The sequence below is a fragment of the Planktosalinus sp. genome, from assembly GCF_059864935.1.
The window spans coordinates 1-23,575 of record NZ_JCBCCK010000015.1 but is presented as its reverse complement, the minus strand read 5'-3'; the positions used below and the strand labels follow the sequence as shown (position 1 = coordinate 23,575).

Genomic DNA, 23,575 nt, shown 5'->3' with positions numbered 1-23,575 from the left:
AACAGTGGTATCTCCTCTATTGATTCTGGAAATATCTGAATCTGGTATATAAGTTGACATCGATTGATTCACGACATCAAATATTTTTTTTAACTGCTCGTGATAGTCTGTTCTACTTTCATACTGAATATTGTATGTGGTACCAAAGGCTTCGCCAACGTTTTGGATAATGTGTACCTCATTTCTATCTGACTTGCAGGATATAAAAAGGAGGATGGCAAAAACTGCAATTAATTTTTTCATTTTTAATATTTTAAAAAGTGATTTCCCGTAGGCCGTGATAAATCACGCTGTAATCTTCATCTTTTACGATGGGCTGTTGGTAGTTGCTACCGTGACCGAGACCCACGCCTGCATAATAGGTTTTGGCCTCAAATTTATCGGCGTGTTCTTTTATTTTTTTCATAAAAGCCTGGTCATATTCCTGAACGGGATCAGGATAAGTAATGGCCCTTACTATGACAAAATGAAGCGTTTTTTCTTTCAACGCCACAAATTGTGGATTCTTTTTTAAATCTGAATTGACCCCCATAAATTCAAAGCCCTGCTCTTCAAGGTCTTTGCCCACGATATTCATCGCCAGGTTGTGGAGTTCTTGTTCTGTGAGGGGTAGTGACATTATCCTTTGTTTGCTGTTGCAAAATTAATTTAATAATAATGCGATACCAAATATAAAAAGCATAATAATAAAAGCCCAAGAACTAACATAACTTAACCATGATGCAGCACTGTGATTCTTCATCTTGGATGGTTCTTTGAAGTGGATTCGCAATACCAACAATAAAATTGATATCAGAATAATTATGATACCATAGAAAAAGCTGTCTTCTAAAATTTGTTCTATCATAAACTTTTTCATCAAAATAATTAATCTTCTAACAATTCTAAATAAAAGGCATAAATAAATCGTGTTTTATAAAACTACAAAATTTTCCTCATAAAAAAACCGACACTTTAAAAGTATCGGTTTTTTTTAATTTTATCTAATTGAAGTTTATCCCCCAAAGTCATCAAAGCGGATATTTTCATCGGGAATACCGAAGTCTTCACCCATTTTTTGAACAGCCTGGTTCATTAACGGTGGTCCGCAGAAATACAATTCTATTTCTTCCGGCTCTTCGTGTTTGCTCAGGTAATTGTCGATTACCACCTGGTGGATAAATCCAATAAATCCGTCGCCTTCACCGTCGATACCGTCTTTTACTTTCCAGTTGTCTTCTTCCATGGGCTCAGAAAGTGCCATATAAAATTTGAAGTTAGGGAAGTCTTTCTCCAGGTTTTTAAAGTGGCCAACGTAGAACAATTCTCTTTTTGAACGTCCACCATACCAGTAAGTTACTTTTCTTCCGGTTTTCAAAGTGCGGAATAGGTGATACAGGTGTGAGCGCATCGGGGCCATACCGGCACCTCCACCCACATAAAGCATTTCGGCTTCACTTTCGTTAATAAAGAATTCACCATATGGTCCTGAAATAACAACTTTATCACCCGGTTTTTGAGCAAAGATGTAAGTAGAAGCAATACCCGGGTTTACATTCATCCAGGTGTTTTTAGCCCTGTCCCACGGTGGAGTGGCAATACGCACGTTCAACATAATTTCACGTCCCTCGGCCGGGTAAGAAGCCATTGAGTAGGCACGCTCCACGGTTTCTGTGTTTTTCATAACTAATGGCCAAAGCTTGAATTTGTCCCATTCATCCTGAAATTTATCAGGTTTATCATGTTCCTCGGGATGTGCTGTAATATCGATGTCAGAATATTTTATTTCACAAGGTGGGATTTCAATCTGAATATAACCCCCTGCTTTGTAATTCATATCTTCAGGAATTTCTACAACAAACTCCTTGATAAAAGAGGCAACGTTATAGTTACGGGTAACCACGGCTTCCCATTTTTTAATACCAAACACTTCTTCAGGAATAGTGATGACCATATCCTGTTTAACTTTTACCTGACAGGAAAGTCTCATGCCTTCTTTTAATTCTTTTCTTGAAAAGTGTGGCGTTTCTGTGGGAAGTGCTTCACCGCCGCCTTCAAGGACGTGGCACTCACATTGAATGCAGGTTCCACCACCACCACAAGCCGATGGTAAAAATATTTTTTCTGAACTTAACGTTGTCAACAATGTATTACCGGAATCTACTTCCAATACTTTTTCGCCATTAATGGTAATTTTAACCGGTCCTGACGGGGATAGTTTTTCTTTTACAAAAATCAGTAGGCTCACTAAAAGTAATACCAATACTAAAAATGCTACAACTGTTGCAATAATAACACCTAATGTACTTGCTGCTAATATCATAATACTAATTTGTTTCTTCTTGAGGGGTTTCTTCGTTTACATCATCAGAGGTTTCATCAGAGGTTTCATCTGAACTTTCAGGACTTTCATAACCTGCTGCACTGTCTTCACTATACTCAGTATTTGAATCTGAAGACAATTGCAACACCTGGGCAGCATCGCCTGAACCTCCATCGTCACCTCCGGTTAACATTCCACCAAAACTCATAAATCCTATGGCCATTAGACCGGTGATGATGAATGTAATTCCTAATCCTCTAAGGGCAGGAGGCACATTTGAGTAACGTATTTTTTCGCGTATAGCGGCAATGGTCAAAATAGCAAGGAAAAACCCAATACCTGAACTCACCCCATAATTAAGTGCCAAATCGATAGTGGCTATCTGACGTGACTGCATAAACAAAGAGCCCCCCAGAATCGCGCAGTTTACAGCAATAAGCGGAAGGAAAATACCCAGTGAGTTATACAAGGCCGGGGCGAATTTTTCAACCACAATTTCCACCAGCTGAACCATAGTTGCAATGGTGGCGATAAACATGATGAATGACAGGAAGCTCAAATCAAATGAAGCATACTCAGGGCCCAACCATTCCAAAGCACCATCACGTAAGATGTATTGATCCAACAACCAGTTTAACGGAACCGTAATACCCAGTACAAAGATTACCGCGGCACCAAGACCAACAGCTGTGGTCACTTTTTTAGAAACTGCCAGGTATGAACACATTCCCAAGAATGTGGCAAATACCATATTATCTATAAAAATTGATTTAAAAAATAATTCTAAATGCTCCATATTCTTATGTATTTAGTCACCGTTTAGGATAACTTATATCAACTGTTTTTTTTTAATTTTCTTCTACTAAGTGCGGGCTTCTTGTACGTTGCACCCAAATGATAATACCAACCACTATAAGTGCCATAGGTGAAAGCAACATAAATCCATTGTCCTCATAGCCAAAAGCATAAAGTCCTGTTTTCGCGATTGGGTCACCCAATATTTGGATTCCTAAAAGTGTTCCTGAACCAAAAAGTTCCCTGAAAAATCCTACAATGATAAGTATTACTCCATAACCCAAGGCGTTACCAATTCCGTCAAGGAACGAGCGATAAACACCGTTCCCTAATGCAAAGGCTTCAAAACGTCCCATAATGATACAGTTTGTAATTATCAGTCCGATAAAAACCGATAGTTGTTTGCTCAATTCATAGGCAAAAGCTTTTAGTACCTGATCAACCACTATTACCAGTGTTGCCACAACAATAAGTTGAACGATAATCCTGATTTTAGAGGGTATCATATTTCGCAGTAGCGAAATCACTACGTTACCCACACCCATTACAAATAATACAGAAAGCGCCATTACAATGGAAGCCTTCAACTGGGCTGTAATAGCCAGTGCTGAACAAATTCCCAGAACCTGAATGGTAATCGGGTTGTTATCTGTTAACGGGTCTAATATTAATGCTCTGTCTTTTTTAGATAATAATCCCATTGCTTATTGTTTTAATTGTTGAATATAAGGTATATAGGTTCTCAGGTAGTTTCTCAACATCGCTGTAACACCGTTACCGGTAATCGTTGAACCGGCAATGGCATCCACCTTATTGTCAGTTTTCCTGACATTGGCGGGGTCATTATTTCCTTTGGCTACATCTATGCCGGAAAAGTTTCCTTGACCATCAAAAATATGTTCTCCTTTGAATTTGTCCATAAAGAAACGTTCCTTGATGTTTGCGCCCAGGCCCGGGGTTTCTGCCTTGTGGTCAAAATACACTCCCTGTACAACCAAATCTTTATCCAGTGCTACAAAGCCCCAAATGGCATCCCAAAGTCCTTTTCCGAGAACGGGAACGATGTAGAAGGTCTTTCCGTCTTTTTCTCCCACAAAAATGGGAAGTCTTTTTTGATAGTCAGGATTTCTTGTCAAAGCTTCTTCTCTGGCAAGGTCAATAAGGTATGCCTCGTGGTCTTCAATGATTTCATCGCCTTGCACATAGTACTGTTTGGTTACATATTGGTCAAATACCTCTCCCACAACATCTGTGGTTATGAATTGTACATCGTTAGCTCCCTCATTGTTATGAACACCCATAGCATACAAGATATTTTGTTGCTTTTCAAAACGCTGGTTTTCAATAATTCTTGGTTTTAATGACGATGCAAGAAATGCCAATAATGTTCCAACAACTATTACCATTACAACGGAAAATACGACAGTATAAATATTGTTATCTGTTTTTCTGGCCATGATTATGCAGTTTTAACTTTTAAACGTTTCATTCTTCTTTTGATGTTTCCTTTGATTACATAATGGTCAATGGTAGGCGCAAATACGTTCATCAATAAAATCGCAAGGAATACACCCTCCGGATAAGCCGGGTTAAACACCCGAATCATAACTGAAATAAACCCAATAAAGAATCCGTATATCCATTTACCTTTATTGGTTTGTGAACCGGTTACAGGGTCAGTGGCCATATATACAATTCCAAAGGCAAGGCCTCCAATGATTAGGTGTTCCCAAAAGGACACACTCATTAATCCAAAGAAATTACTGGATTCTGTAATGATGCCAGCGGCAACCACCAGGTTGAAGATTAAGCCCATAGCCAGAGCACCAATAACAGAACTTAACATTATCCTCCAGCTTGCAACCTTAGTAAACAGAAGGAATAAACCCCCTATTAATATGAGCAAGGTAGATGTTTCACCAATTGAACCGGGAATAAACCCATAAAACATATCACTTAAACTAAAAACAACTTCATGATTTTGAGCATAGCTTCCTAGTATTGTCTCTCCGGAAATGGCACTTACATCTGTTGCTCCCGCAGCAATTTGCTGGTCGCGTTCAACTGCGCCGTGTACCCAAACTTTGTCTCCTGTCATCCAGGTGGGGTATGCAAAGAAAAGAAATGCACGAATGGTTAATGCAGGGTTTAAGATATTCATCCCCGTACCGCCAAATACCTCTTTTCCTATTACCACACCAAAAATTATTGCTATTGTAAGCATCCATAGTGGCGTGTCAACAGGAATAATCAACGGTACAAGCATACCTGTTACCAGATATCCTTCTTCAACCTCATGTCCTTTGATAATGGCAAAAATAAATTCAACACCCAAACCGACAGCATAGGAAATAATCACCAGGGGAAGCACGGTCATTGCTCCCATGATGAAGTTGTCCCAGTTGATAAAGTGCTCAAAAAGCGAGAACGTTTCAGGGAATCCGTTTACAGCAGAGTAGTGTTGATATCCGGTGTTGAAAATACCAAAAATCAAACAGGGAACAAGTGCCATAATCACAGTGTTCATTGTGCGCTTTAAATCATCAGCCGCACGAATATGGCTTCCTGAATGTGTGGTTTCATTGGGTAAGTACAAAAATGTGTGAATTGCATTGAATGCAGGCGCCATTTTGGTGCCTTTGTACTTCATTTTTAAATCGTGTAATTTTTTCTTCAAACTCATAGCTTATCCTATTTCTTTGTACATAAGATCCAAACCTTTTCTAATGATTTCCTGATGTGGTTGTTTTGACACACACACAAATTCTGTGAGCGCAAAATCTTCCGGAGCCAATTCATACATACCCATCTCTTCCATAGCATCCAGATCTTCAACCATACAGGCTTTTAATATTTGCATCGGGTATATGTCAAGCGGAAACACTTGTTCATACAAGCCGGTTTGTACAAATGCTCTGTGCTCGCCATTTGTATTTGTATCAAGAACATATTTTTTATTGGGTGTTAACCACGAAAAAGTAAGTGCTCTTGTAATCGAAATTTTATTGAACATCGGTTTGTTCCAACCAAAAAACTCATAGTCATCACCTTCCGGAATCACCGATATTGTGTTGTCGTAATATCCCAAATGTCCGTCTGCTTCTACTTTTTTGCCTGTCAATACACCGCCACTGATGATTCTTACATTGTCTTCATTCAACCCTGAATCATAAACCATAGTAGAAACTTCAGCGCATGCTTTGGTTCTGTAGTATTTTGGATTCTCAAGAGAGGAGCCCGAAAGTGCTACAAGACGCTCTGTATTGAATTTACCGGTTAGGAGTAACTCTCCAATAATCACTAAATCCTGTGGCGTTACCGTCCAGACAATTTCACCTTTGTTAACCGGATCAACCCTATTGATTAAAGTACCTACATTTCCTGAAGGATGCGGCCCGGAAACTTTGTGAAGGGTAATGCCATTAAGGTTTTCAATTGGCGAAACACTGTTGGCTCCCACTCCCACATGAATTGGTACAGCAGTCATTTTTGACAAAGCGTTGATTGCAGCCTGCAATTCTTTTTCTTTTCCGTTAAGGGTAAAGTCATAATCTGCTACCAAGGGCGCACTGGCGTGTGCAGAAATAAAAATAGCCTTGGGTGATTTGTCAGGATTTGCTATAACATCATAGGGTCTTTGCTTGATAAATGCCCAACAACCTGACTCCAGCAAACGCGATTTGATTTGGTCTGCTGATACATTAGCTACATCAGTCTTGCCAAAATCACGATATTGATCTTCAGCATCAGCAGTAATAACTAAATGTGTGATGACCCTTTTGGCACCTCTTTTGATTTCTGTAAGCGTTCCACTTACAGGAGAGACAATGCGTACGGATTCGTTTTCACGATGATAGAAAAGATCATCTCCGGCTTTTAGCTTTGCGCCTTCTTTCACAACCATTTTGGGAGTGATTAAATGAAAATCAGAAGGTATTACAACAAAAGTGCGGGATCTTGGGGCGTTTGTAAGTGCTTTATCGGGCTCACCTACCAGACGAATGTCAAGCCCCTTTTTAATTCTAATGTCTTTGGACATAGGATTGTAGTATTAAAGTTTTCTTTATAAAGTTTTTAAAAAGGATAAACACCTGTTTTAAAGAGCGCAAATTTACAAATTTCGGCACGTATTTCTAAAGCTAAAATCGATGAAAATTGCTATTTATAATTATTCTAAATAATTAAAATCAAAACCCTGTCATATAATAACCTGCGAAAAAAAAATGTTTATATTTACCTTCGAAAGATTCAAATTCAGAAAGTACCATAATGAAACTATTTTTATCACTGTTTATTTTAACCTTTAGCATTTGCGCCAACAGTCAGGTTAAAGAAACACCTCCTCCTAATTATATTAAAACTGTTGAATTTAGAGGCAATACGCCCCAAGCCCAATTACCCATATTAAAACTTGGTGAGCGCTTTCAACTTGCGTTTGATGACTTGGTGGGCGATGAGATGGATTATTATTACAGAATTGATCATTACAATTTTGACTGGACCCCTTCAGGTCTGGCCAAAAGTGAATACCTAAACGGTTTTGATGATGTGCGCATCGATTATTATGATAATTCGTTTAATACTTTGGTGATGTATTCACATTATGTATTGACCATCCCAAACAGGGATACGCGAAGAATTACCAAAAGTGGTAACTATCTTCTCAGCATTTTTGACGACAGAAACAATCTGATATTTTCCAGAAAATTTATGGTGTATGAAGAAATTGCCAATGTGGGAGTGGAAATCAAAAGAACACGTAACCACAATTTCATTAACAGCAAACAGGTAGTGCATTTTAGCATCAATTCGCCAAGTACAAATTTCATCAATCCCAATCAAAATGTCAAAACATTGGTGCTTCAAAACAGTAACTTAAAAACCGCCATCACTGATTTAAAGCCTCAGTACACCTTAGGAAATGAGCTTATATACAGGTATGATCTGGAGGCATCCTTCTGGGCAGGAAACGAATTTTTTAATTTTGACAACAGCGATGTTAGGGGCACATCCTCAGGCATTAGAAGAGTTGAACTTGAAGACACTTTTATCAATTACCTCTATACCAATGTTTCAAGAAAAAACAGACCATACACATACAATCCTGATATTAATGGAAATTTTGTGATTAGAAATCAACGTGTTCAGAATTCAAGCATTGAAGCCGAATATGTATGGATGCATTTTGCACTTCAGTATATTGACAATTTAAAGGATGGTGATGAAATTCATTTATACGGCAACTTTAACAACTATACGCTTGACGATTCAACCCGTCTTATATATGACAGCAATAATGATGTTTATCGCTTAAGGTATTTGTTGAAACAAGGTTTTTACAACTATAAATATGTGATTAAAGACCAAAATGGCAATGTGGACATAGGCGCTATTTCAGGCAACTTTGACCAAACAGAAAATGACTATACGGTTGTTGTTTATTACAGAGACTTGGGAGGCAGGTATGATCGAATTGTAGGTGTGGGCAGCAACAACTCTATAAATATTACCAATCATTAGGTGATTTTTTAAGTTCAGAGAGACAAAAAGTTTCATATTCATGCTTGACAGATTATCAGTTTTCTTTGCCAATATTTTACCCTCACAGGAAAGGGGCAGAAAATCCCTGAAATACCGGGGCGAAATTTGCCTGAACTGCAATCAAAAACTTGACAAAAGTGAGCGGTTTTGTCCTAATTGCTCCCAACTAAACTCCACTAAAAAACTTCATTTTAAAGATTTGTTCAACGAGTTTTTTGGGAGTATTTTTGCATACGACAGCAGAATAATGCTCACCCTAAGGGTTTTGCTGTTCAGACCGGGTAAAATTTCAAAAGAATATGTGGAAGGAAGAAGAATGCGTTATGCCAACCCGTTCAGGTTTTATTTGAGCGTGAGTATTGTTTTCTTTTTATTAAGCGGTCTAATAAGCAAAGTCACTGAATACACCAAGACCTACCATGAAGAAATACAAAAGAGCACACTACCTTCAAACATCAAAACATTTGACGACGAAGCTACTGCCAAAATTGTTGAGGATGCACTAAAGGAAAGTAATGTCAAATTGCCAGACAGTGCTTTGGCGAATTTAAATACACAAAATTTAAGAAAATTTAAGAATGAGGTGATTTATCACTCTGAAGCTGAATTGGATACCATAAGCCGTGGCGAGCGTTTGTATAAAAAATCTCGTATTTACAACGATTTTTATTCCAAAAACAATACCATAAAACCCCACGAAGCCTTGCATCAAATCGGGCACAACAACAATGCTTACAACAGGTGGTTGTATAAAAAAGTGATTGACTACAATTTTTTTAAAGAAAACCCTGATGTAGCATACAACTATTTTATTTCAAAGCTGCCGGTTGTCATCTTCCTCTTTATGCCCATTTTTGCCTTGTTTATTAAACTCATCTATATCAGGAAAAACAAGTACACTTATATGGAGCATTTGGTTTTTGCTTTCCACGTGCAAAGTATGCTTTTTGTTCTGCTTATTTTTTCTGAAATTTTTGACTCTGTTTTGGTTACTTCCTTATTTACAACCTCAGCTTTGTTTGTTTTTGGATTTTATTTGTACAAAGCTATGCGTAAATTTTACGAACAGGGAAGATTCAAAACAATAGTTAAATTTATGATTTTAAACAGTTTATTTACTATCTTAGCTACGTTTGCAGCAATTGGCTATGCATTATTGTCTTTCTCGCTGTATTAAAAAAAGTATGGTACAACAGGTTACAAAAGGAATTAAAATCTCTGTCGAAACTCATTTTGAAGGCACCTTCACCAAGGAGTACAGTATCAATTATGCCTTCAGATATCAAATTACCATAGAAAACCAGGGAAAGGATTCTGTACAATTAAACTCGCGTTACTGGAAAATTAAAGACTCCCTCAATAACGACGAAGTGGTTACCGGCGAAGGTGTTGTTGGAAAAAAACCGGTGATTAAACCCGGTGACTCTCATACCTATGCTTCCGGATGCTTATTACTCTCTCCTTTTGGTGCTATGCGCGGCTATTACAATATGGTTAACCTCACCACTACTCGTAAATTTAAAGTGAAAGTGCCTACATTTAAACTTTGTGCACCTTTTGCTATGAACTAATTTGAAGATAGCCCTTTAAAGGTTTCCTTTCCGGTTTGCAGATCTTTGTACAGCATCGATACTGTGTCTTGTTTTTTAACTAATTGGGTGATACTTACCGTTTTTATGAATCCGCGATTCATAATCAAATTAGTGCTTTTATCTCCCTCGCCTGCGGTTTGGTGAAATTGAAGCAACGATTTCTCATCAGCCGAATTTGACTTTAAAAAATCTTTGAACCATCTTTCTCTAAACGCCTTCATCGAAGCCGAATACAACGGTGAGGAACTCCAGATATAAAAATCCGGCGAAAGGGAATCAAAATGCTTTTGCTTTTCATCCCAAACTAAAGTATAAAGTTTTAGGCTCTCGCTCCATTCCACTAAAATTATTGTAAACGGCTCCACCCCTTTAAAATCAAATTTTTGTATTGCTTCAATTACATCTTCGGCTACCAGCAAATCTTTAACTACCACTCCCCTGCTCAGGCGATAAGGAGTTTTTCGCTCGTGGGGCTGAAAAGCACCGTTTAGCAAATTGATTGCCCGTTTTTTATCGCTAACACCAATCCAGGTTCCGCCGGCAATGGCATCTTTTGGGTAGAGTAAATTTGTATTGCTTTCAAAAACCACCTCAGGCGGAATCGTTTTTCGCTGCTGAAGTTCATCCCGGTTTGAGGTGAGTATAAAATCACCGTTTTCCTTTGAAACAAATGTTACTGTACACATAAACTATGAGTTCTATTTTTGCAGAACAACTTACAAAATTTTGACCAAGAATTAAAGTCATTTTTCAAGAGTCTCTTCTAAAATTTGTACCTTCGCAGTCAATTAAAAATTAAAGAAAAAATACTATGGCAAACGGATTTTTTAAAGTTCCTATCGCAGTTAATGAACCTGTAAAAAGCTATGCTCCCGGAACTCCTGAAAGAGAAGAAGTTTTAAAAACTTACAAAAGCATGTACAACAGCACTATTGAAGTGCCTTTATATATCAACGGTAAAGAAGTGCACACAGGTGACACCTCAACGATGTCACCACCACACGACCACAAACACATTTTGGGCACTTACCATAAAGCTAAGAAAAAACACGTTCAGGTAGCGATTGACACAGCTCTTGAAGCCAGAAAAAGCTGGGCAAAAATGCCTTGGCAAAACCGTGCGGGCATCTTTTTAAGAGCCGCAGAACTTATTGCCGGGCCATACAGGGCCAAAATCAATGCTGCAACTATGCTGGGTCAATCCAAAAACATCTATCAGGCAGAAATTGACGCAGCTTGTGAGTTAATCGACTTTTTAAGGTTCAATGTACAGTATATGACCGAAATCTATGCTGAACAACCTGAATCCACTTCAGGAGCCTGGAACCGTTTGGAATACCGCCCACTGGAAGGTTTTATCTATGCCATTACTCCTTTTAACTTTACGGCAATAGCCGGAAATTTACCTGCAAGTGCTGCTTTGATGGGCAATGTGGCCATTTGGAAACCCAGTGACAGTCAGGTGTATTCTGCTAAAGTGATTATGGATGTGTTTAAAGAAGCCGGAGTGCCTGATGGTGTTATTAATGTAGTTATGGGTGATCCTGTGATGATTACAGACACCATTTTGAACAGTCCTGATTTTTCAGGCTTACATTTTACAGGCTCGACTGATGTATTTAAAATCCTTTGGAAACAAATAGGCAACAACATCAATAACTACAAAACCTATCCACGCATAGTAGGTGAGACAGGCGGTAAAGATTTTATCGTAGCACACAAATCTTCAGACCCTATTCAGATTGCAACTGCCATTTCAAGAGGTGCTTTTGAGTTTCAAGGCCAAAAATGTTCTGCAGCTTCAAGAAGCTATATCCCTAAAAGTTTATGGCCTGCAGTAAAAGAGCAAGTTGTAAAAGATGTAAAATCATTTAAAATGGGATCACCGGAGGATATGAGCAATTTCATAACAGCAGTAATTCATAAGGGTTCATTTGACAAGCTGGCAAGCTATATCGACCAGGCCAAGAAAGACAAAAATGCAGAAATTGTTGTGGGTGGTAATTATGACAAATCTAAAGGATACTTTATTGAACCCACAGTAATCCTCACCGAAGATCCAAAATACACCACAATGTGTACCGAGTTGTTTGGCCCCGTTATGACGGTATATCTTTATGAAGATAATAAATGGGAGGAAACGTTAAAACTTGTTGACGGCACATCGGAATATGCACTGACAGGAGCCGTTTTCAGCGAAGACCGCTATGCACTTCAACAAGCTATGGAAATACTTGAAAATGCTGCCGGCAATTTCTACATCAATGATAAGCCCACGGGAGCTGTTGTGGGTCAGCAGCCTTTTGGAGGTGCGCGTGCTTCTGGAACAAATGATAAAGCAGGTTCAAAATTAAACTTACTGCGATGGGTTTCTCCCAGAATGGTGAAGGAAACCTTTGTTTCTCCTGTTGATTATCGTTATCCGTTTTTAGATTAAAATAAAACAAGTTATTTTTACCAAGCCTGACCTTCAAAGTCAGGCTTTTTTTTTGTTACAAATTGAAATACCATTTTTTATTTTTATATTCGGAACAATTAAAAAACTTTTCCCTATGAAAAGAAATTACTTGTTGCTTCTCATTCTCTTTCCTTTTTTTGGTTTTTCGCAAAGCGGAAACAATCAAAAAAATGCCGGTCAGGTTCAAATCATTGAGTCAACCATTGCTTATCAGGGACACGGAGAGTCTCAGGCATACATCGGTCAGGGCGAATATCAGATATTTCTTGACAATGTAAATGGTGTACTTGACAAGCCTATTATCCTGATTGACGGTTTTGATCCGGGGGACACTCGTGACATAAATATGGTTTACCAATTAATGAGTTACAACAACGGCACTCAAAGCATTGCTGATGAAGCCCGTGATTTGGGTTATGATGTGGTTGTTTTGAACTTTCCAACATACACCAGAAGTAACAACGAAATAGTTGACGGTGGTGCAGATTTTATTCAACGGAATGCCTTTGTATTGGTGGAACTCATCAATCAAATCAATGCACAAAAAGTGGGAAATGAAGAACTGATCATCATTGGCCCAAGTATGGGTGGACTCGTTTCACGCTATGCTTTAAGGTATATGGAGCAAAACAATATTGACCACGAAACCAGATTATGGCTTTCATTTGATTCACCTCACCTGGGTGCCAATATACCCATTGGTTTTCAACATTTAATGAACTATATTGCCTATGGTCCTTCCGGAGACGTGACTTTTCAAGAACTTGTTGACGGTTTACTTAGAAATCCCGCAGCAAAACAAATGCTAATCGACCATCTGGACGGTCATTTACTTCCCGGAAGTCCAACAGAGTTTGACCCTACAATCGTTTTGCCCACAGGTGCACCCAATTTTAGGGATGCATTTCAAAATGAACTCAACGCTATGGGCTATCCTCAAAACACAAGGAATATTTCAATTTCAAATGGAAGCGGATTAGGTGAAACCACCGGTACACCCGGAATGAACGTCGTTGACTGGACATATTATCCCAATGGCCCGGGAGGAACCACCAGAGTTTTAGTAGAATTGTATTTTACTCCTCCGGCTTCACAAACCATAAGAGTAAGCAGAATTAGAAGCCAAATTTTTATTTTCACGTGGGCAACTGTTGATCAAAGTGAAGCCTTTGCAATGTCCCCTTCATTTACAGCAGGCCTTGACAGTGCACCCGGTGGTCAAATTGACATCGCAGAAATTTTAGCAGGAGCAGGCAACAACCCCGTAATTCTTGAGTTTTTAGCTAACCTCAATATTGATGTTTTTGATTTTGTGCCCACGCTTAGTTCAATGGCTGTAACATCAACAAATAATTGGTATGCCAATGTAACACCAAGCGATGTAACTGTTTTTGACGCCTATTACCTGCCGGTTAGCAACGAGCAACACATAACTTTAACTCCTGACAATGCCAATTTTGCCAGGTATGAAATGTTTCCAGAACTTTTGTCTGTTTCAGACTGGAATACCGCAACACTTAAGATTGAGAAAAACCCTGTGAGTGACAAATTAGTGCTTTTAGGGAATGCGAATGATGCCGACATTACAATTACCGATATGACAGGGAAAGTTGTTTATAAGGAAAACAACATCCACCTGCAAAATAGAACTGAAATTGATTTAAAAGCAAGTACAGGATTGTACATCCTTTCTGTATCAAACCCAAGCGGGAATCAAATAATTAAATTTGTGGTGCGCTAACGCCCCCGTCAATTTTGAATGAAAAAGCCCGAACATATTGGGCTTTTTCTGTTATTGCAATCCGGAGATACTTTCCTTTAGGGTATTAATTTTAGCTAAAGCATCGGCTTCTTTTTTTCTTTCGGAAGCAATCACCGCCCCGGGTGCATTGTTGACAAAACGCTCGTTGGACAATTTCCCCTGTACTGACCTTAAAAAGCCTTCGGTATATTTGAGTTCTTCAGTGAGTTTTTTAATTTCTTCCTCCACATTTACCACTCCGGAAATAGGAATAAAATATTCATTGGATTTTACCCTGAAACTCAAAGCACCGTTCACTTTGCCATCCACGTAAGTCAAGGAGTCAATATTCCCAAGTTTAATAATAATAGCATCAAACTCTTTGGTGAAATTTTCGCCATTTAAAACTGAAAGAGAAATTGCATCCTTAAATGGTATATTCTTTTCTTTCCTGATGGTTCTGATTCCTGAAATTACCTCAGTTACCAGTTCAAAATCTGAAATCATTGCAGAATCAAATGACTTCATTTCCGGCCAAGCACTTACAATCAATGCTTCTTCGGGAGTTCTTTCAGAAATGCTTTGCCAGATTTCTTCTGTCAAAAACGGCATAAAAGGGTGAAGCAGCCTTAAATTATTTTCAAGGGCTTCAATAACTCCGTTAAATGTTTTACTGTCAATAGGCTCACCAAAAGCCGGTTTAACCATTTCAAGTAACCAGGAACAAAAATCATCCCAAACCAGCTTGTAAGTCGACATCAGTGCATCGCTTATTCTGTATTTACTATAGTGGTCTTCAATTTCCACTAGTGTACTTTGCAGTTTGGAGTTGTACCACTCCAAGGCTTTTTGGGCATATTCAGGTTGTGGAATGTCTGCCACTTCCCAACCTTTAACTAAACGAAAAGCATTCCATATTTTATTTGAAAAAGCCTTTCCCTGATTACACAATTGCTCGTCAAACATCAAGTCATTTCCTGCAGAAGCGCTCAGTAACAATCCGACTCTAACTCCATCTGCTCCGTATTTGTCAATCAATCCCAATGCATCGGGTGAATTGCCTAGCGATTTCGACATTTTTCGGCGTTGTTTGTCTCTTACCAGCCCTGTGAGATAGACGTTTTCAAATGGGCGTTTTCCAGTGAATTCATAGCCGGCGATTATCATTCGTGCGACCCAAAAAAACAGGATATCGGGTCCTGTAACCAAATCGTTGGTGGGATAGTAATATTTGAATTCTTCGTTTTCAGGATCGAGAATTCCTCCGAAAACACTCATTGGCCACAACCAGGAAGAAAACCAAGTATCTAATGCGTCAGAGTCTTGAGTTAAATCATTTTCGGAAAGGTTTGGTTTGCCTGATTTTTTTCGCGCAAGCGAAAGGGCTTCTTCTTTGGTTTCTGCAACAACAAAATCTTCTTTTCCGTCACCAAAATAGAAAGCCGGGATTTGCTGCCCCCACCATAATTGTCTTGAAATGTTCCAGTCGCGAATGTTTTCCATCCAATGGCGGTAAGTATTGTCAAATTTTTTGGGAAACAGCTTCACTTCCCCTGTTTCAAGAACTGCTTTGATGGCCGGCTTAACCAGGTCTTCCATTTTTAAAAACCACTGGTCGCTTAAACGGGGTTCAATGACAGCTTTTGTGCGTTCACTGGTTCCTACTTTGTTGATATGGTCTTCCACTTTAAGTAGATGACCTTTTTCATCAAGCTCTTTTATTATTAATTTTCTTACATCAAAACGGTCTTTGCCTTCATAATGCAGACCAAATGAATTTAAAGTTCCGTTGGGGTTTAAAATGTCAACAATTTCAAGATTGTGTTTATCGCCTAAAGTCTTGTCGTTTTCATCGTGAGCCGGTGTTACTTTTAAACATCCGGTGCCAAATTCCATATCTACGTATTCATCTTCAATAATAGGGATTACCCTGTTTGCAATAGGTACAATTGCTTTCTTGCCTTTTAGGTGGGTAAATCGTTCATCATTGGGGTTAATACAGATGGCTGTATCTCCTAAGATAGTTTCCGGACGGGTGGTGGCAATAGTCAAAGAGTCATCACTTCCTTCAATCTTATATTTTATATAGTACAACTTGCCTTGTTGCTCTTCAAAAATCACTTCCTCGTCTGAGAGGGTGGTTTGTGCTTCGGGGTCCCAATTGACCATACGATAACCCCTGTAAATCAATCCTTTATTATACAAATCAACAAACGATTTGATGACTGAAGCAGACATATCTTCATCGAGGGTAAACTTGGCACGGTCCCAGTCGCAGGAGCAGCCCAGTTTTTTGAGCTGTTCAAGGATAATGCCCCCGTGTTTGTCGGTCCACTCCCAGGCGTGTTTTAAAAATTCTTCACGGGTTAAATCAGCTTTATTTATACCTTCGCTTTTAAGTTTGGCAACCACTTTGGCTTCAGTAGCTATAGAAGCGTGATCTGTACCGGAAACCCAACAAGCGTTAAACCCTTTTAAACGTGCCCTTCTAATCAATACATCCTGAATGGTATTGTTGAGCATATGCCCCATGTGCAATACGCCTGTGACGTTTGGCGGTGGGATTACAATGGTGTATGGCTGCTTTTCATTGGGCTCTGAATGAAAATAATTGTTTTTCATCCAGTAGGCATACCACTTGGCTTCACTGGCACTTGCATCGTAATTGGAAGGGATGTACATTATTTGGTCTGATTTTTGAAATAGAATGCAAAAGTAGTTATTACTTCAAGATTATAAAAGTGTATTAATTAATTTGCTTGAAGTTCAAAAAGTAATTACATTAGCAGTTCTAAAAATTAGAAATTATGAAAAAATTAGTTTTAATACTTGTTGTAGGCTTAATAAGTTTTGCCGTTCAATCGCAAGCAAAAATCACATTTGAAGAAACAACCATTGATTATGGTGAAATCGAAAAAGGTGCTGATGGTGTAAGAACTTTCAAATTTACAAATACAGGTGATGCCCCTCTAGTAATTGAGGACATCAAATCTACCTGCGGGTGTACAATTCCAAAGAAACCAACAGGACCCATTATGCCCGGTGCTTCAGACATCATTGAGGTAAAATATGACACCAATCGTGTGGGACCAATAAGACGCTCAATCAGTGTGTATTCAAATGCTGAGGAGCCGATTACAACCTTGAACATTAGAGGTAACGTAAAAGGATAATCTTATTTATATTGATAAATCCAAAGTCCCCTGTTTAGGGGACTTTTTTTATTACATATCCTTGAGGTCAAATCGCACTTGTTGTTGCACTCCATTTCGAGAGATTTTCATTTTGATTGTCTTGCCTTCCTTTGAGTAAAAAAGTTCGTTGATTTCGTTAAGCGTATACTGGTAAGCAGGTTTGTTGTTTACTTCCAAAATTTCATCACCCACCTGAATTCCTGCCAGATCAGCCGGTGAATTTTCCCTAATTTCCACAACTTCAAACAATTGTTTTAATGTTAGAACAACATTGGTACTCAAGTTTAAGTTAAATACCGAAAGTGTTTCGTTTTGATTGAGACCAAAGGAATCCGGTTTAACACCACTGCGCTCACTCACCAAAGCAAAGCCGCCCTGCTGTAGCGTCAAGCCACTCATATTGTAATGAAAAGGGTCTCTGAAATATTTGTTTTTTCTTAGTTGAATTTGTTTGTTAGTATAATCAATGGTCCAGTTAAAGCGCTTGAGAATTTCGCCACCAAGGCTACCGTTACGGTCACCCAAATCTTTTAAAACATCCATAAAATCGATATCGGGATAGGATGTATTCACATTTTCAAGTTCAAAATGATCCAGGCTGAAGCTTTCAACTTTGGAGCGTTTACCATAGATATTCCCATTAATGCCAAGTCCAAGGTAATCATCAAACGAGTTTTCAGGAATTACTATATTTTCATCACTATTTTCAAACAACCACAAGCCATCACCCGAACCTGAATCGACAAGTAAATTAACCTCCATCTCAACTTCGCCTTCTTTAAAAGTTGCTGTTATATAAGGTTTATCTGACTGAAAAATTAATTCTTTTTCCACACACCTGCGACATTTTCGTTTATTATAATTTTCAGGCTTATAAAATCTGATTCTCTCGCGCACATTGTTAATTTCCACTATAAAATCTTTTAGGAAATCACTCCCAATTATCCCGTGAACCGGATGACCAAGACGTGAAGAAAAGTTTAGCGCCCCGTCAAACACCACATAAATAGTCTGATTAGTGCTTTTAGCCCTTCCTATTTGAATGTTATTGCCTTCACTTTTTAATGCGTCAACGGGCTCACCCTTACCTAATCCACGCATTTTAATAACCGTATAGTTAAACAATTCTATTTCTTCGGTTTCTTCAAAACTGAAGATTACTGTAGATGATGACCCGGTATCCAACAAAAAATTAAGCGGCACATCATTGACCAAAACAGGAATCAAAATCAAATTGTTGATGAGCTTGAAGTCAATTTTATCCTTTGTTCGGTTTTTAGGGAGTTCAAATGATTGACCCGATACTATATTCTGTACAAATACAAACAAAATAAAAATGGATATGTATAATTTATATTTCAAGTTTTTGTTTATTCTTTAGACGTATTTTAAATTTAATCGTGACATTATTAAGAATTATTTAACCCTGTCACTTTTTACTTACTTGTATTGTTTTAATTGCAAAAATTATGCTACTCTCTTTTTTGATATAAGGTAAAAGGTAATCTGAATTTAATTTTGCAACTTTGCATCCTAAAAACACACAAAATGCCACACATTTCTAACAAAGGAAAATCAATGCCCGAGTCTCCCATAAGAAAATTAGTTCCTTATGCCGATTTGGCGCAGCAAAGAGGCCGAAAAATTTATTACCTCAACATTGGCCAACCCGATATTAAAACCCCTGAAGTAGCTCTCAATGCCATAAAAAACAACGATATTTCAGTACTGTCATACAGTCATTCAGCCGGTTTTGAAAGTTACAGAAAAAAACTGGTAACATATTATAGAACCATTTCTCCTGAAATTACTCATAATGACATTATTGTGACCACAGGCGGTTCTGAAGCCCTACTTTTTGCAATGGGAAGTATTGCCGATGCAGGTGACGAAATTATCATCCCTGAGCCGTTTTATGCCAACTACAACGGTTTTGCAATAGCATCCGGCGTAAAAGTGGTACCGGTGATTTCTACCATAGAAGATAATTTTGGATTGCCCCCGGTTTCAGAATTTGAAAAATTGATTACCCCAAAAACAAAAGCTATCCTGATTTGCAACCCGGGAAATCCTACGGGTTATTTGTATTCCAAAGAAGAAATTGACCAACTGGCAGCTATCGTAAAAAAACACGATTTGTTCCTTATTGCCGATGAGGTGTACAGGGAGTTTGCCTATGACGGTTTGGTTCACCACTCCATACTTTCCGTTAACGGAATTGAAGAAAACGCTATCGTAATTGATTCGGTTTCCAAACGATACAGTATGTGTGGCGCACGAATAGGCTGCATTGTTTCCAAAAATAAGGAAGTAATGTCCACGGCGATGAAGTTTGCACAGGCACGTCTTAGTCCGCCCACATTTGCACAAATTGCCAGCGAAGCCGCTTTGGAAACACCCCAATCCTATTTTGACGATGTTATTGCCGAATACAAAGACCGCCGGGACTTATTGGTTTCTGAACTTCGGAAAATCCCCAACATAAAAGTAGCCAATCCCTGCGGGGCATTTTATTGCATAGCCGAACTGCCCGTTGCAGATGCTGATGTTTTTGCCCAGTGGTTATTGGAAGAGTTCCAACTTGACAATGAAACCGTAATGGTGGCACCTGCAGCAGGATTTTACTCGACTCCCGGAGCAGGAAAAAACCAGGTGCGCATTGCTTATGTCCTTAAAAAAGAAAACCTGCAAAAAGCAGTAAACATCCTGAAAGCAGCACTGGAACAATACAACAGTTAATGTTAATTCAAGAGCATATCAACCTAAAAAATTACAATACATTTGGTGTAACCGCTTACGCGAAATATTTTGCAGATGTTAACACTATTGAAGAGCTATTTGAGGTTTTAAAAGACTCACGTTTCCCCGAGAAATTTATTTTGGGCGGCGGTAGCAATATGTTGCTTACCAAAGACATTGATAACTTGGTGACTCACATCAACCTGAAAGGCATTGAAGTTGTTGAAGAAACTGAAGAATCAGTTTATATTAAAGCCATGGCAGGCGAAAACTGGCATGAGTTTGTGTTGTATTGTCTGAAAAACAATTTCGGAGGTATTGAAAATTTATCGCTCATTCCCGGCAATGTGGGTACGGCACCCATACAAAATATCGGTGCTTATGGTGTAGAACTCAAAGATGTTTTTCACAATTGCGAAGCCATAAACATACATACCGGAAAAACAAAGACTTTTGACCTGAAGGACTGTAATTTTGACTACCGCACTTCAATTTTTAAAACCACTGAAAAAGGCAATTACATTATCACAAGTGTGACTTTTCGACTTACCAAAAAAGACCATAACATAAATACAGGTTACGGCGCGATTAAGGACGAACTTATCAAAATGCAGGTGGCCCAACCCACCATACAAGATGTTTCAAAAGCAGTGATTGCTATCCGGCAGTCTAAGTTACCTGACCCGAAAGAATTGGGTAACAGCGGTAGTTTTTTTAAAAATCCTGTGGTGGATAATGAAACTTTTACACGATTTATCAAAAAACAACCCGAAGCCCCATTTTATAAGGTTAACGAAAACACCTATAAAATTCCTGCAGGTTGGTTGATAGAACAAGCCGGTTTTAAAGGAGCCCGCTTTGGCGATGCCGGTGTTCACTCAAAGCAGGCGTTGGTACTGGTCAATTACGGCAATGCCTCAGGAACTGAGATTTTAAACCTCTCTAAAAACATTCAGGAAAAAGTGCTGGAACAGTTTGGAATTGCTTTGGAGGCCGAAGTGAATGTGGTGTAAAGTATAGAAAATTTTAAACCCAATTTAACCCCTTTTCCATAGCTAATTTCTTATCTTTGCAGCAAAAGTTAAACCATGAAATTAATCCTAATCACACTTGTACTTTTAGGTTTGGCCATTGCCGGGATTGCCATTAAACTCTGGGTAAAAAAAGACGGTAAATTTGCCGGAACCTGTGCCAGTCAAAGCCCGTTTTTAAATAAAGAGGGCGAAGCCTGTGGCTTTTGCGGCAAAACCCCGGATCAATTTGACAGCTGCAACGAAGAGGTTCACACCAAGTAAACTCTACTAATCCGGTATGTTTTCAACCCTGCTCTTTGCATTTGCCACTGTAGTTGTTATAAACTGCCTGATTTACCTTTTTTTCGCCTTATATGCCTTTGCAAAACCTAATCAGCCCTACAAACTTGCTGAGTTTCCGGTTTCAGTAATCATTTGTTCCAAAAACGAAGCTGAAAATCTCAAAAACCACATCCCACTGTGGCTTGAACAGCAGTACCCAAACTTCGAACTCATTCTTATCAATGATGCATCCATAGACGAATCGCTTGAGGTTATGGAAGAATTTGCAGCAACTGATGAGCGTATCAAAATTGTTGATGTAAAAAACAACGAAGCCTTTTGGGCCAATAAAAAATATGCCCTCACCCTGGGTATCAAAAAAGCCAAGAACAACTACCTGCTCTTTACAGACGCCGATTGTAAACCTGCATCAAGACTCTGGATTCAGCAAATGGCCGACCATTTTTCAGTGGAAAAACAACTCGTTTTAGGTTATGGCGCTTATGCAAAAAAAGAAGGCTTGTTGAACAAACTCATCCGTTTTGAAACTGTAATGACTGCCTTACAATATTTCAGCTTTGCAAAAGCCGGAATGGCTTATATGGGCGTGGGCCGCAACCTGGCATATACCGCCAAGCTGTTTTATGACAACAACGGCTTTATGAGCCATATGTACATTCGTTCAGGTGATGACGATTTGTTTGTCAACGAGGCAGCATCCCATACAAAAGTGGCACTTTGTGATTCCCCCGAAAGTTATACCATTTCTGAACCCAAAAAAACCTGGAAGGGCTATATCAACCAGAAAAAAAGGCATCTCACCACGGCATCTCACTATAAAATTTCACACAAACTGCTTTTGAGCATTATTTACCTGATGAACATTTTGTTTTGGGTCGGAGCGGTAGTTGCCTTTGTATATCTTCAATGGAAATGGGTGGCTGGACTAATGTTTTTAAGGCTTTTGATCCAATTTATTGTCTTTGGCAAAACGTTTAAAAAGTTTCGCGAAAGCGGTTTGGTTTATTTGCTCCCATTTTTAGAAATAATGCTTATTTGCTTCCAAATAGCTATCTTTATCTCTAATATTTTCTCAAAGCCCAAACATTGGAAGTAAGCAAAAAAAAACTCCTGGAGCAGATTCAACAAGCCAAACACGGCAAGCAAGCGGCTTTTAATTTTTTACTGGATACATACTGGAATGAGGTTTACGGCTTTCAACTTGCCCGTCTGAAAAACGAGTTTGAAGCTGAGGAAATTACCATAGAAACTTTCGCGAAAGCGTTTGATAAAATCAACACCTTTAAGGAAGAATATACCTTCAGCACCTGGTTGATTGCCATTTCAAAAAACCTCCACATCGACAAAATCAGGAAAAACAAATCGGGCATACAGGTTCAGAATTCTGAAGCCATACAACAGCAGGTTCAAAAAATCGCGGATGACTCTCCCAGCCCAGAAGACAACCTGATTACACAACAAAATCTGGCAGAGTTATTACGCCTCATTAAATTACTCAAACCCCATTATCAGGAGGTGATCAATTTGAGGTATTTTCAGGAAATGAGTTACAAGGAGATTTCAGAAAAGTTGGACGAACCCATCAACAATGTAAAAGTAAAGCTCTTACGCTCCAAAAAACTCTTAGCTGAAATTATTTCAAAAAACCGCTCTGAATAAACAATCTCCGGATACAGATTTGTGTTACTTTTCGTTATTGTTTTGTACATTTGCATCCGATAAAACTGCTATGGAAACCGAAATATTAACCCCTCCCGAAAGAACCCCAAAACCCAAGTGGCTGAGGGTAAAACTTCCCACCGGAAAAAAATACACCGAGCTTCGTAGTCTTGTTGACAAATACAGCTTGCACACCATTTGCACATCGGGCAGTTGTCCTAATATGGGCGAATGCTGG

General features: G+C 38.8%; 22 protein-coding genes and 1 pseudogene. 12 read left to right on the top strand and 11 right to left on the bottom strand.

The window, feature by feature from the left end; genetic code table 11:
• The 8 genes from AC6F75_RS00625 to AC6F75_RS00590 form a co-directional block, all read right to left on the bottom strand.
• The coding region (locus AC6F75_RS00625; protein WP_500712992.1) for an FAD:protein FMN transferase at positions 1-243 on the bottom strand (243 nt) is incomplete at its 3' end.
• Positions 244-253: 10 nt separating this feature from the next.
• The gene (locus AC6F75_RS00620) at positions 254-619 is read right to left on the bottom strand and encodes a DUF8840 domain-containing protein (protein ID WP_500712991.1); all 366 of its coding nucleotides are present in this window, start codon (positions 617-619) and stop codon (positions 254-256) included.
• A 375-nt stretch (positions 620-994) separates the two neighbouring features.
• Positions 995-2,302 (bottom strand): NADH:ubiquinone reductase (Na(+)-transporting) subunit F, encoded by a 1,308-nt coding sequence (gene nqrF, locus AC6F75_RS00615; protein WP_500712990.1) that lies wholly within the window; start codon positions 2,300-2,302, stop codon positions 995-997.
• A 4-nt stretch (positions 2,303-2,306) separates the two neighbouring features.
• On the bottom strand, positions 2,307-3,098 hold the full coding sequence (gene nqrE, locus AC6F75_RS00610; RefSeq protein ID WP_500712989.1) for an NADH:ubiquinone reductase (Na(+)-transporting) subunit E: 792 nt from the start codon (positions 3,096-3,098) through the stop codon (positions 2,307-2,309).
• Between the two features lie 52 nt (positions 3,099-3,150).
• Positions 3,151-3,798, bottom strand: a complete 648-nt coding sequence (locus tag AC6F75_RS00605) for an NADH:ubiquinone reductase (Na(+)-transporting) subunit D (RefSeq protein ID WP_500712988.1) — start codon at positions 3,796-3,798, stop codon at positions 3,151-3,153.
• Positions 3,799-3,801: 3 nt separating this feature from the next.
• Entirely contained in the window at positions 3,802-4,554 is a 753-nt protein-coding gene (locus AC6F75_RS00600; RefSeq protein WP_500712987.1) for a Na(+)-translocating NADH-quinone reductase subunit C, read from the bottom strand.
• Positions 4,555-4,556: 2 nt separating this feature from the next.
• The gene (locus AC6F75_RS00595) at positions 4,557-5,780 is read right to left on the bottom strand and encodes an NADH:ubiquinone reductase (Na(+)-transporting) subunit B (protein ID WP_500712986.1); all 1,224 of its coding nucleotides are present in this window, start codon (positions 5,778-5,780) and stop codon (positions 4,557-4,559) included.
• Between the two features lie 3 nt (positions 5,781-5,783).
• Positions 5,784-7,136, bottom strand: a complete 1,353-nt coding sequence (locus AC6F75_RS00590; RefSeq protein WP_500712985.1) for a Na(+)-translocating NADH-quinone reductase subunit A — start codon at positions 7,134-7,136, stop codon at positions 5,784-5,786.
• Between the two features lie 230 nt (positions 7,137-7,366).
• Between AC6F75_RS00590 and AC6F75_RS00585 the strand changes: the two genes are divergently transcribed.
• From AC6F75_RS00585 to apaG, 3 genes are read left to right on the top strand one after another with little or no spacing between them, the layout of a single operon-like run.
• Positions 7,367-8,617 (top strand): type IX secretion system plug protein, encoded by a 1,251-nt coding sequence (locus AC6F75_RS00585; RefSeq protein ID WP_500712984.1) that lies wholly within the window; start codon positions 7,367-7,369, stop codon positions 8,615-8,617.
• A gap of 40 nt (positions 8,618-8,657) precedes the next feature.
• The gene (locus AC6F75_RS00580; protein ID WP_500712983.1) at positions 8,658-9,815 is read left to right on the top strand and encodes a DUF3667 domain-containing protein; all 1,158 of its coding nucleotides are present in this window, start codon (positions 8,658-8,660) and stop codon (positions 9,813-9,815) included.
• Positions 9,816-9,822: 7 nt separating this feature from the next.
• Positions 9,823-10,209, top strand: coding sequence for a Co2+/Mg2+ efflux facilitator ApaG/CorD (gene apaG, locus AC6F75_RS00575; protein ID WP_500712982.1), 387 nt, complete (start codon positions 9,823-9,825; stop codon positions 10,207-10,209).
• Here the strand turns inward: apaG and AC6F75_RS00570 are convergent.
• The gene (locus tag AC6F75_RS00570; RefSeq protein ID WP_500712981.1) at positions 10,206-10,916 is read right to left on the bottom strand and encodes an NRDE family protein; all 711 of its coding nucleotides are present in this window, start codon (positions 10,914-10,916) and stop codon (positions 10,206-10,208) included. The genes apaG and AC6F75_RS00570 overlap by 4 nt on opposite strands.
• A 125-nt stretch (positions 10,917-11,041) precedes the next feature.
• Here AC6F75_RS00570 and pruA point away from each other — a divergent pair, with 125 nt between their 5' ends.
• Complete coding sequence (gene pruA / locus AC6F75_RS00565) at positions 11,042-12,667, top strand: L-glutamate gamma-semialdehyde dehydrogenase (RefSeq protein WP_500712980.1); 1,626 nt, start codon at positions 11,042-11,044, stop codon at positions 12,665-12,667.
• A gap of 115 nt (positions 12,668-12,782) precedes the next feature.
• The gene (locus AC6F75_RS00560; protein WP_500712979.1) at positions 12,783-14,429 is read left to right on the top strand and encodes an alpha/beta fold hydrolase; all 1,647 of its coding nucleotides are present in this window, start codon (positions 12,783-12,785) and stop codon (positions 14,427-14,429) included.
• 51 nt (positions 14,430-14,480) lie between these two features.
• On the opposite strand, the gene AC6F75_RS00555 is transcribed toward AC6F75_RS00560, so the two are convergent.
• On the bottom strand, positions 14,481-17,111 hold the full coding sequence (locus AC6F75_RS00555) for a valine--tRNA ligase (protein WP_500712978.1): 2,631 nt from the start codon (positions 17,109-17,111) through the stop codon (positions 14,481-14,483).
• 125 nt (positions 17,112-17,236) lie between these two features.
• Between AC6F75_RS00555 and AC6F75_RS00550 the strand changes: the two genes are divergently transcribed.
• The gene (locus AC6F75_RS00550; protein ID WP_500712977.1) at positions 17,237-17,602 is read left to right on the top strand and encodes a DUF1573 domain-containing protein; all 366 of its coding nucleotides are present in this window, start codon (positions 17,237-17,239) and stop codon (positions 17,600-17,602) included.
• Positions 17,603-17,653: 51 nt separating this feature from the next.
• Here the strand turns inward: AC6F75_RS00550 and AC6F75_RS00545 are convergent, their stop codons facing one another.
• Positions 17,654-18,985, bottom strand: a complete 1,332-nt coding sequence (locus tag AC6F75_RS00545) for an aspartyl protease family protein (protein ID WP_500712976.1) — start codon at positions 18,983-18,985, stop codon at positions 17,654-17,656.
• A gap of 186 nt (positions 18,986-19,171) precedes the next feature.
• Here AC6F75_RS00545 and AC6F75_RS00540 point away from each other — a divergent pair, with 186 nt between their 5' ends.
• The 6 genes and pseudogenes from AC6F75_RS00540 to AC6F75_RS00515 all read left to right on the top strand — a co-directional run.
• Entirely contained in the window at positions 19,172-20,362 is a 1,191-nt protein-coding gene (locus AC6F75_RS00540; protein WP_500712975.1) for a pyridoxal phosphate-dependent aminotransferase, read from the top strand.
• A complete protein-coding gene (gene murB / locus AC6F75_RS00535; protein ID WP_500712974.1) occupies positions 20,362-21,375 on the top strand; it encodes a UDP-N-acetylmuramate dehydrogenase in 1,014 nt (337 codons plus the stop codon). The genes AC6F75_RS00540 and murB overlap by 1 nt, the downstream gene beginning before the upstream one ends.
• Positions 21,376-21,450: 75 nt before the next feature.
• A complete protein-coding gene (locus AC6F75_RS00530) occupies positions 21,451-21,657 on the top strand; it encodes a membrane or secreted protein (protein ID WP_500712973.1) in 207 nt (68 codons plus the stop codon).
• A gap of 16 nt (positions 21,658-21,673) precedes the next feature.
• Entirely contained in the window at positions 21,674-22,774 is a 1,101-nt protein-coding gene (locus tag AC6F75_RS00525) for a glycosyltransferase (RefSeq protein WP_500712972.1), read from the top strand.
• Positions 22,765-23,337, top strand: coding sequence for a sigma-70 family RNA polymerase sigma factor (locus tag AC6F75_RS00520; RefSeq protein WP_500712971.1), 573 nt, complete (start codon positions 22,765-22,767; stop codon positions 23,335-23,337). Before AC6F75_RS00525 ends, AC6F75_RS00520 begins: the two co-directional genes overlap by 10 nt.
• Positions 23,338-23,407: 70 nt before the next feature.
• Positions 23,408-23,575: pseudogene (locus AC6F75_RS00515) on the top strand (lipoyl synthase); the annotation flags it as partial.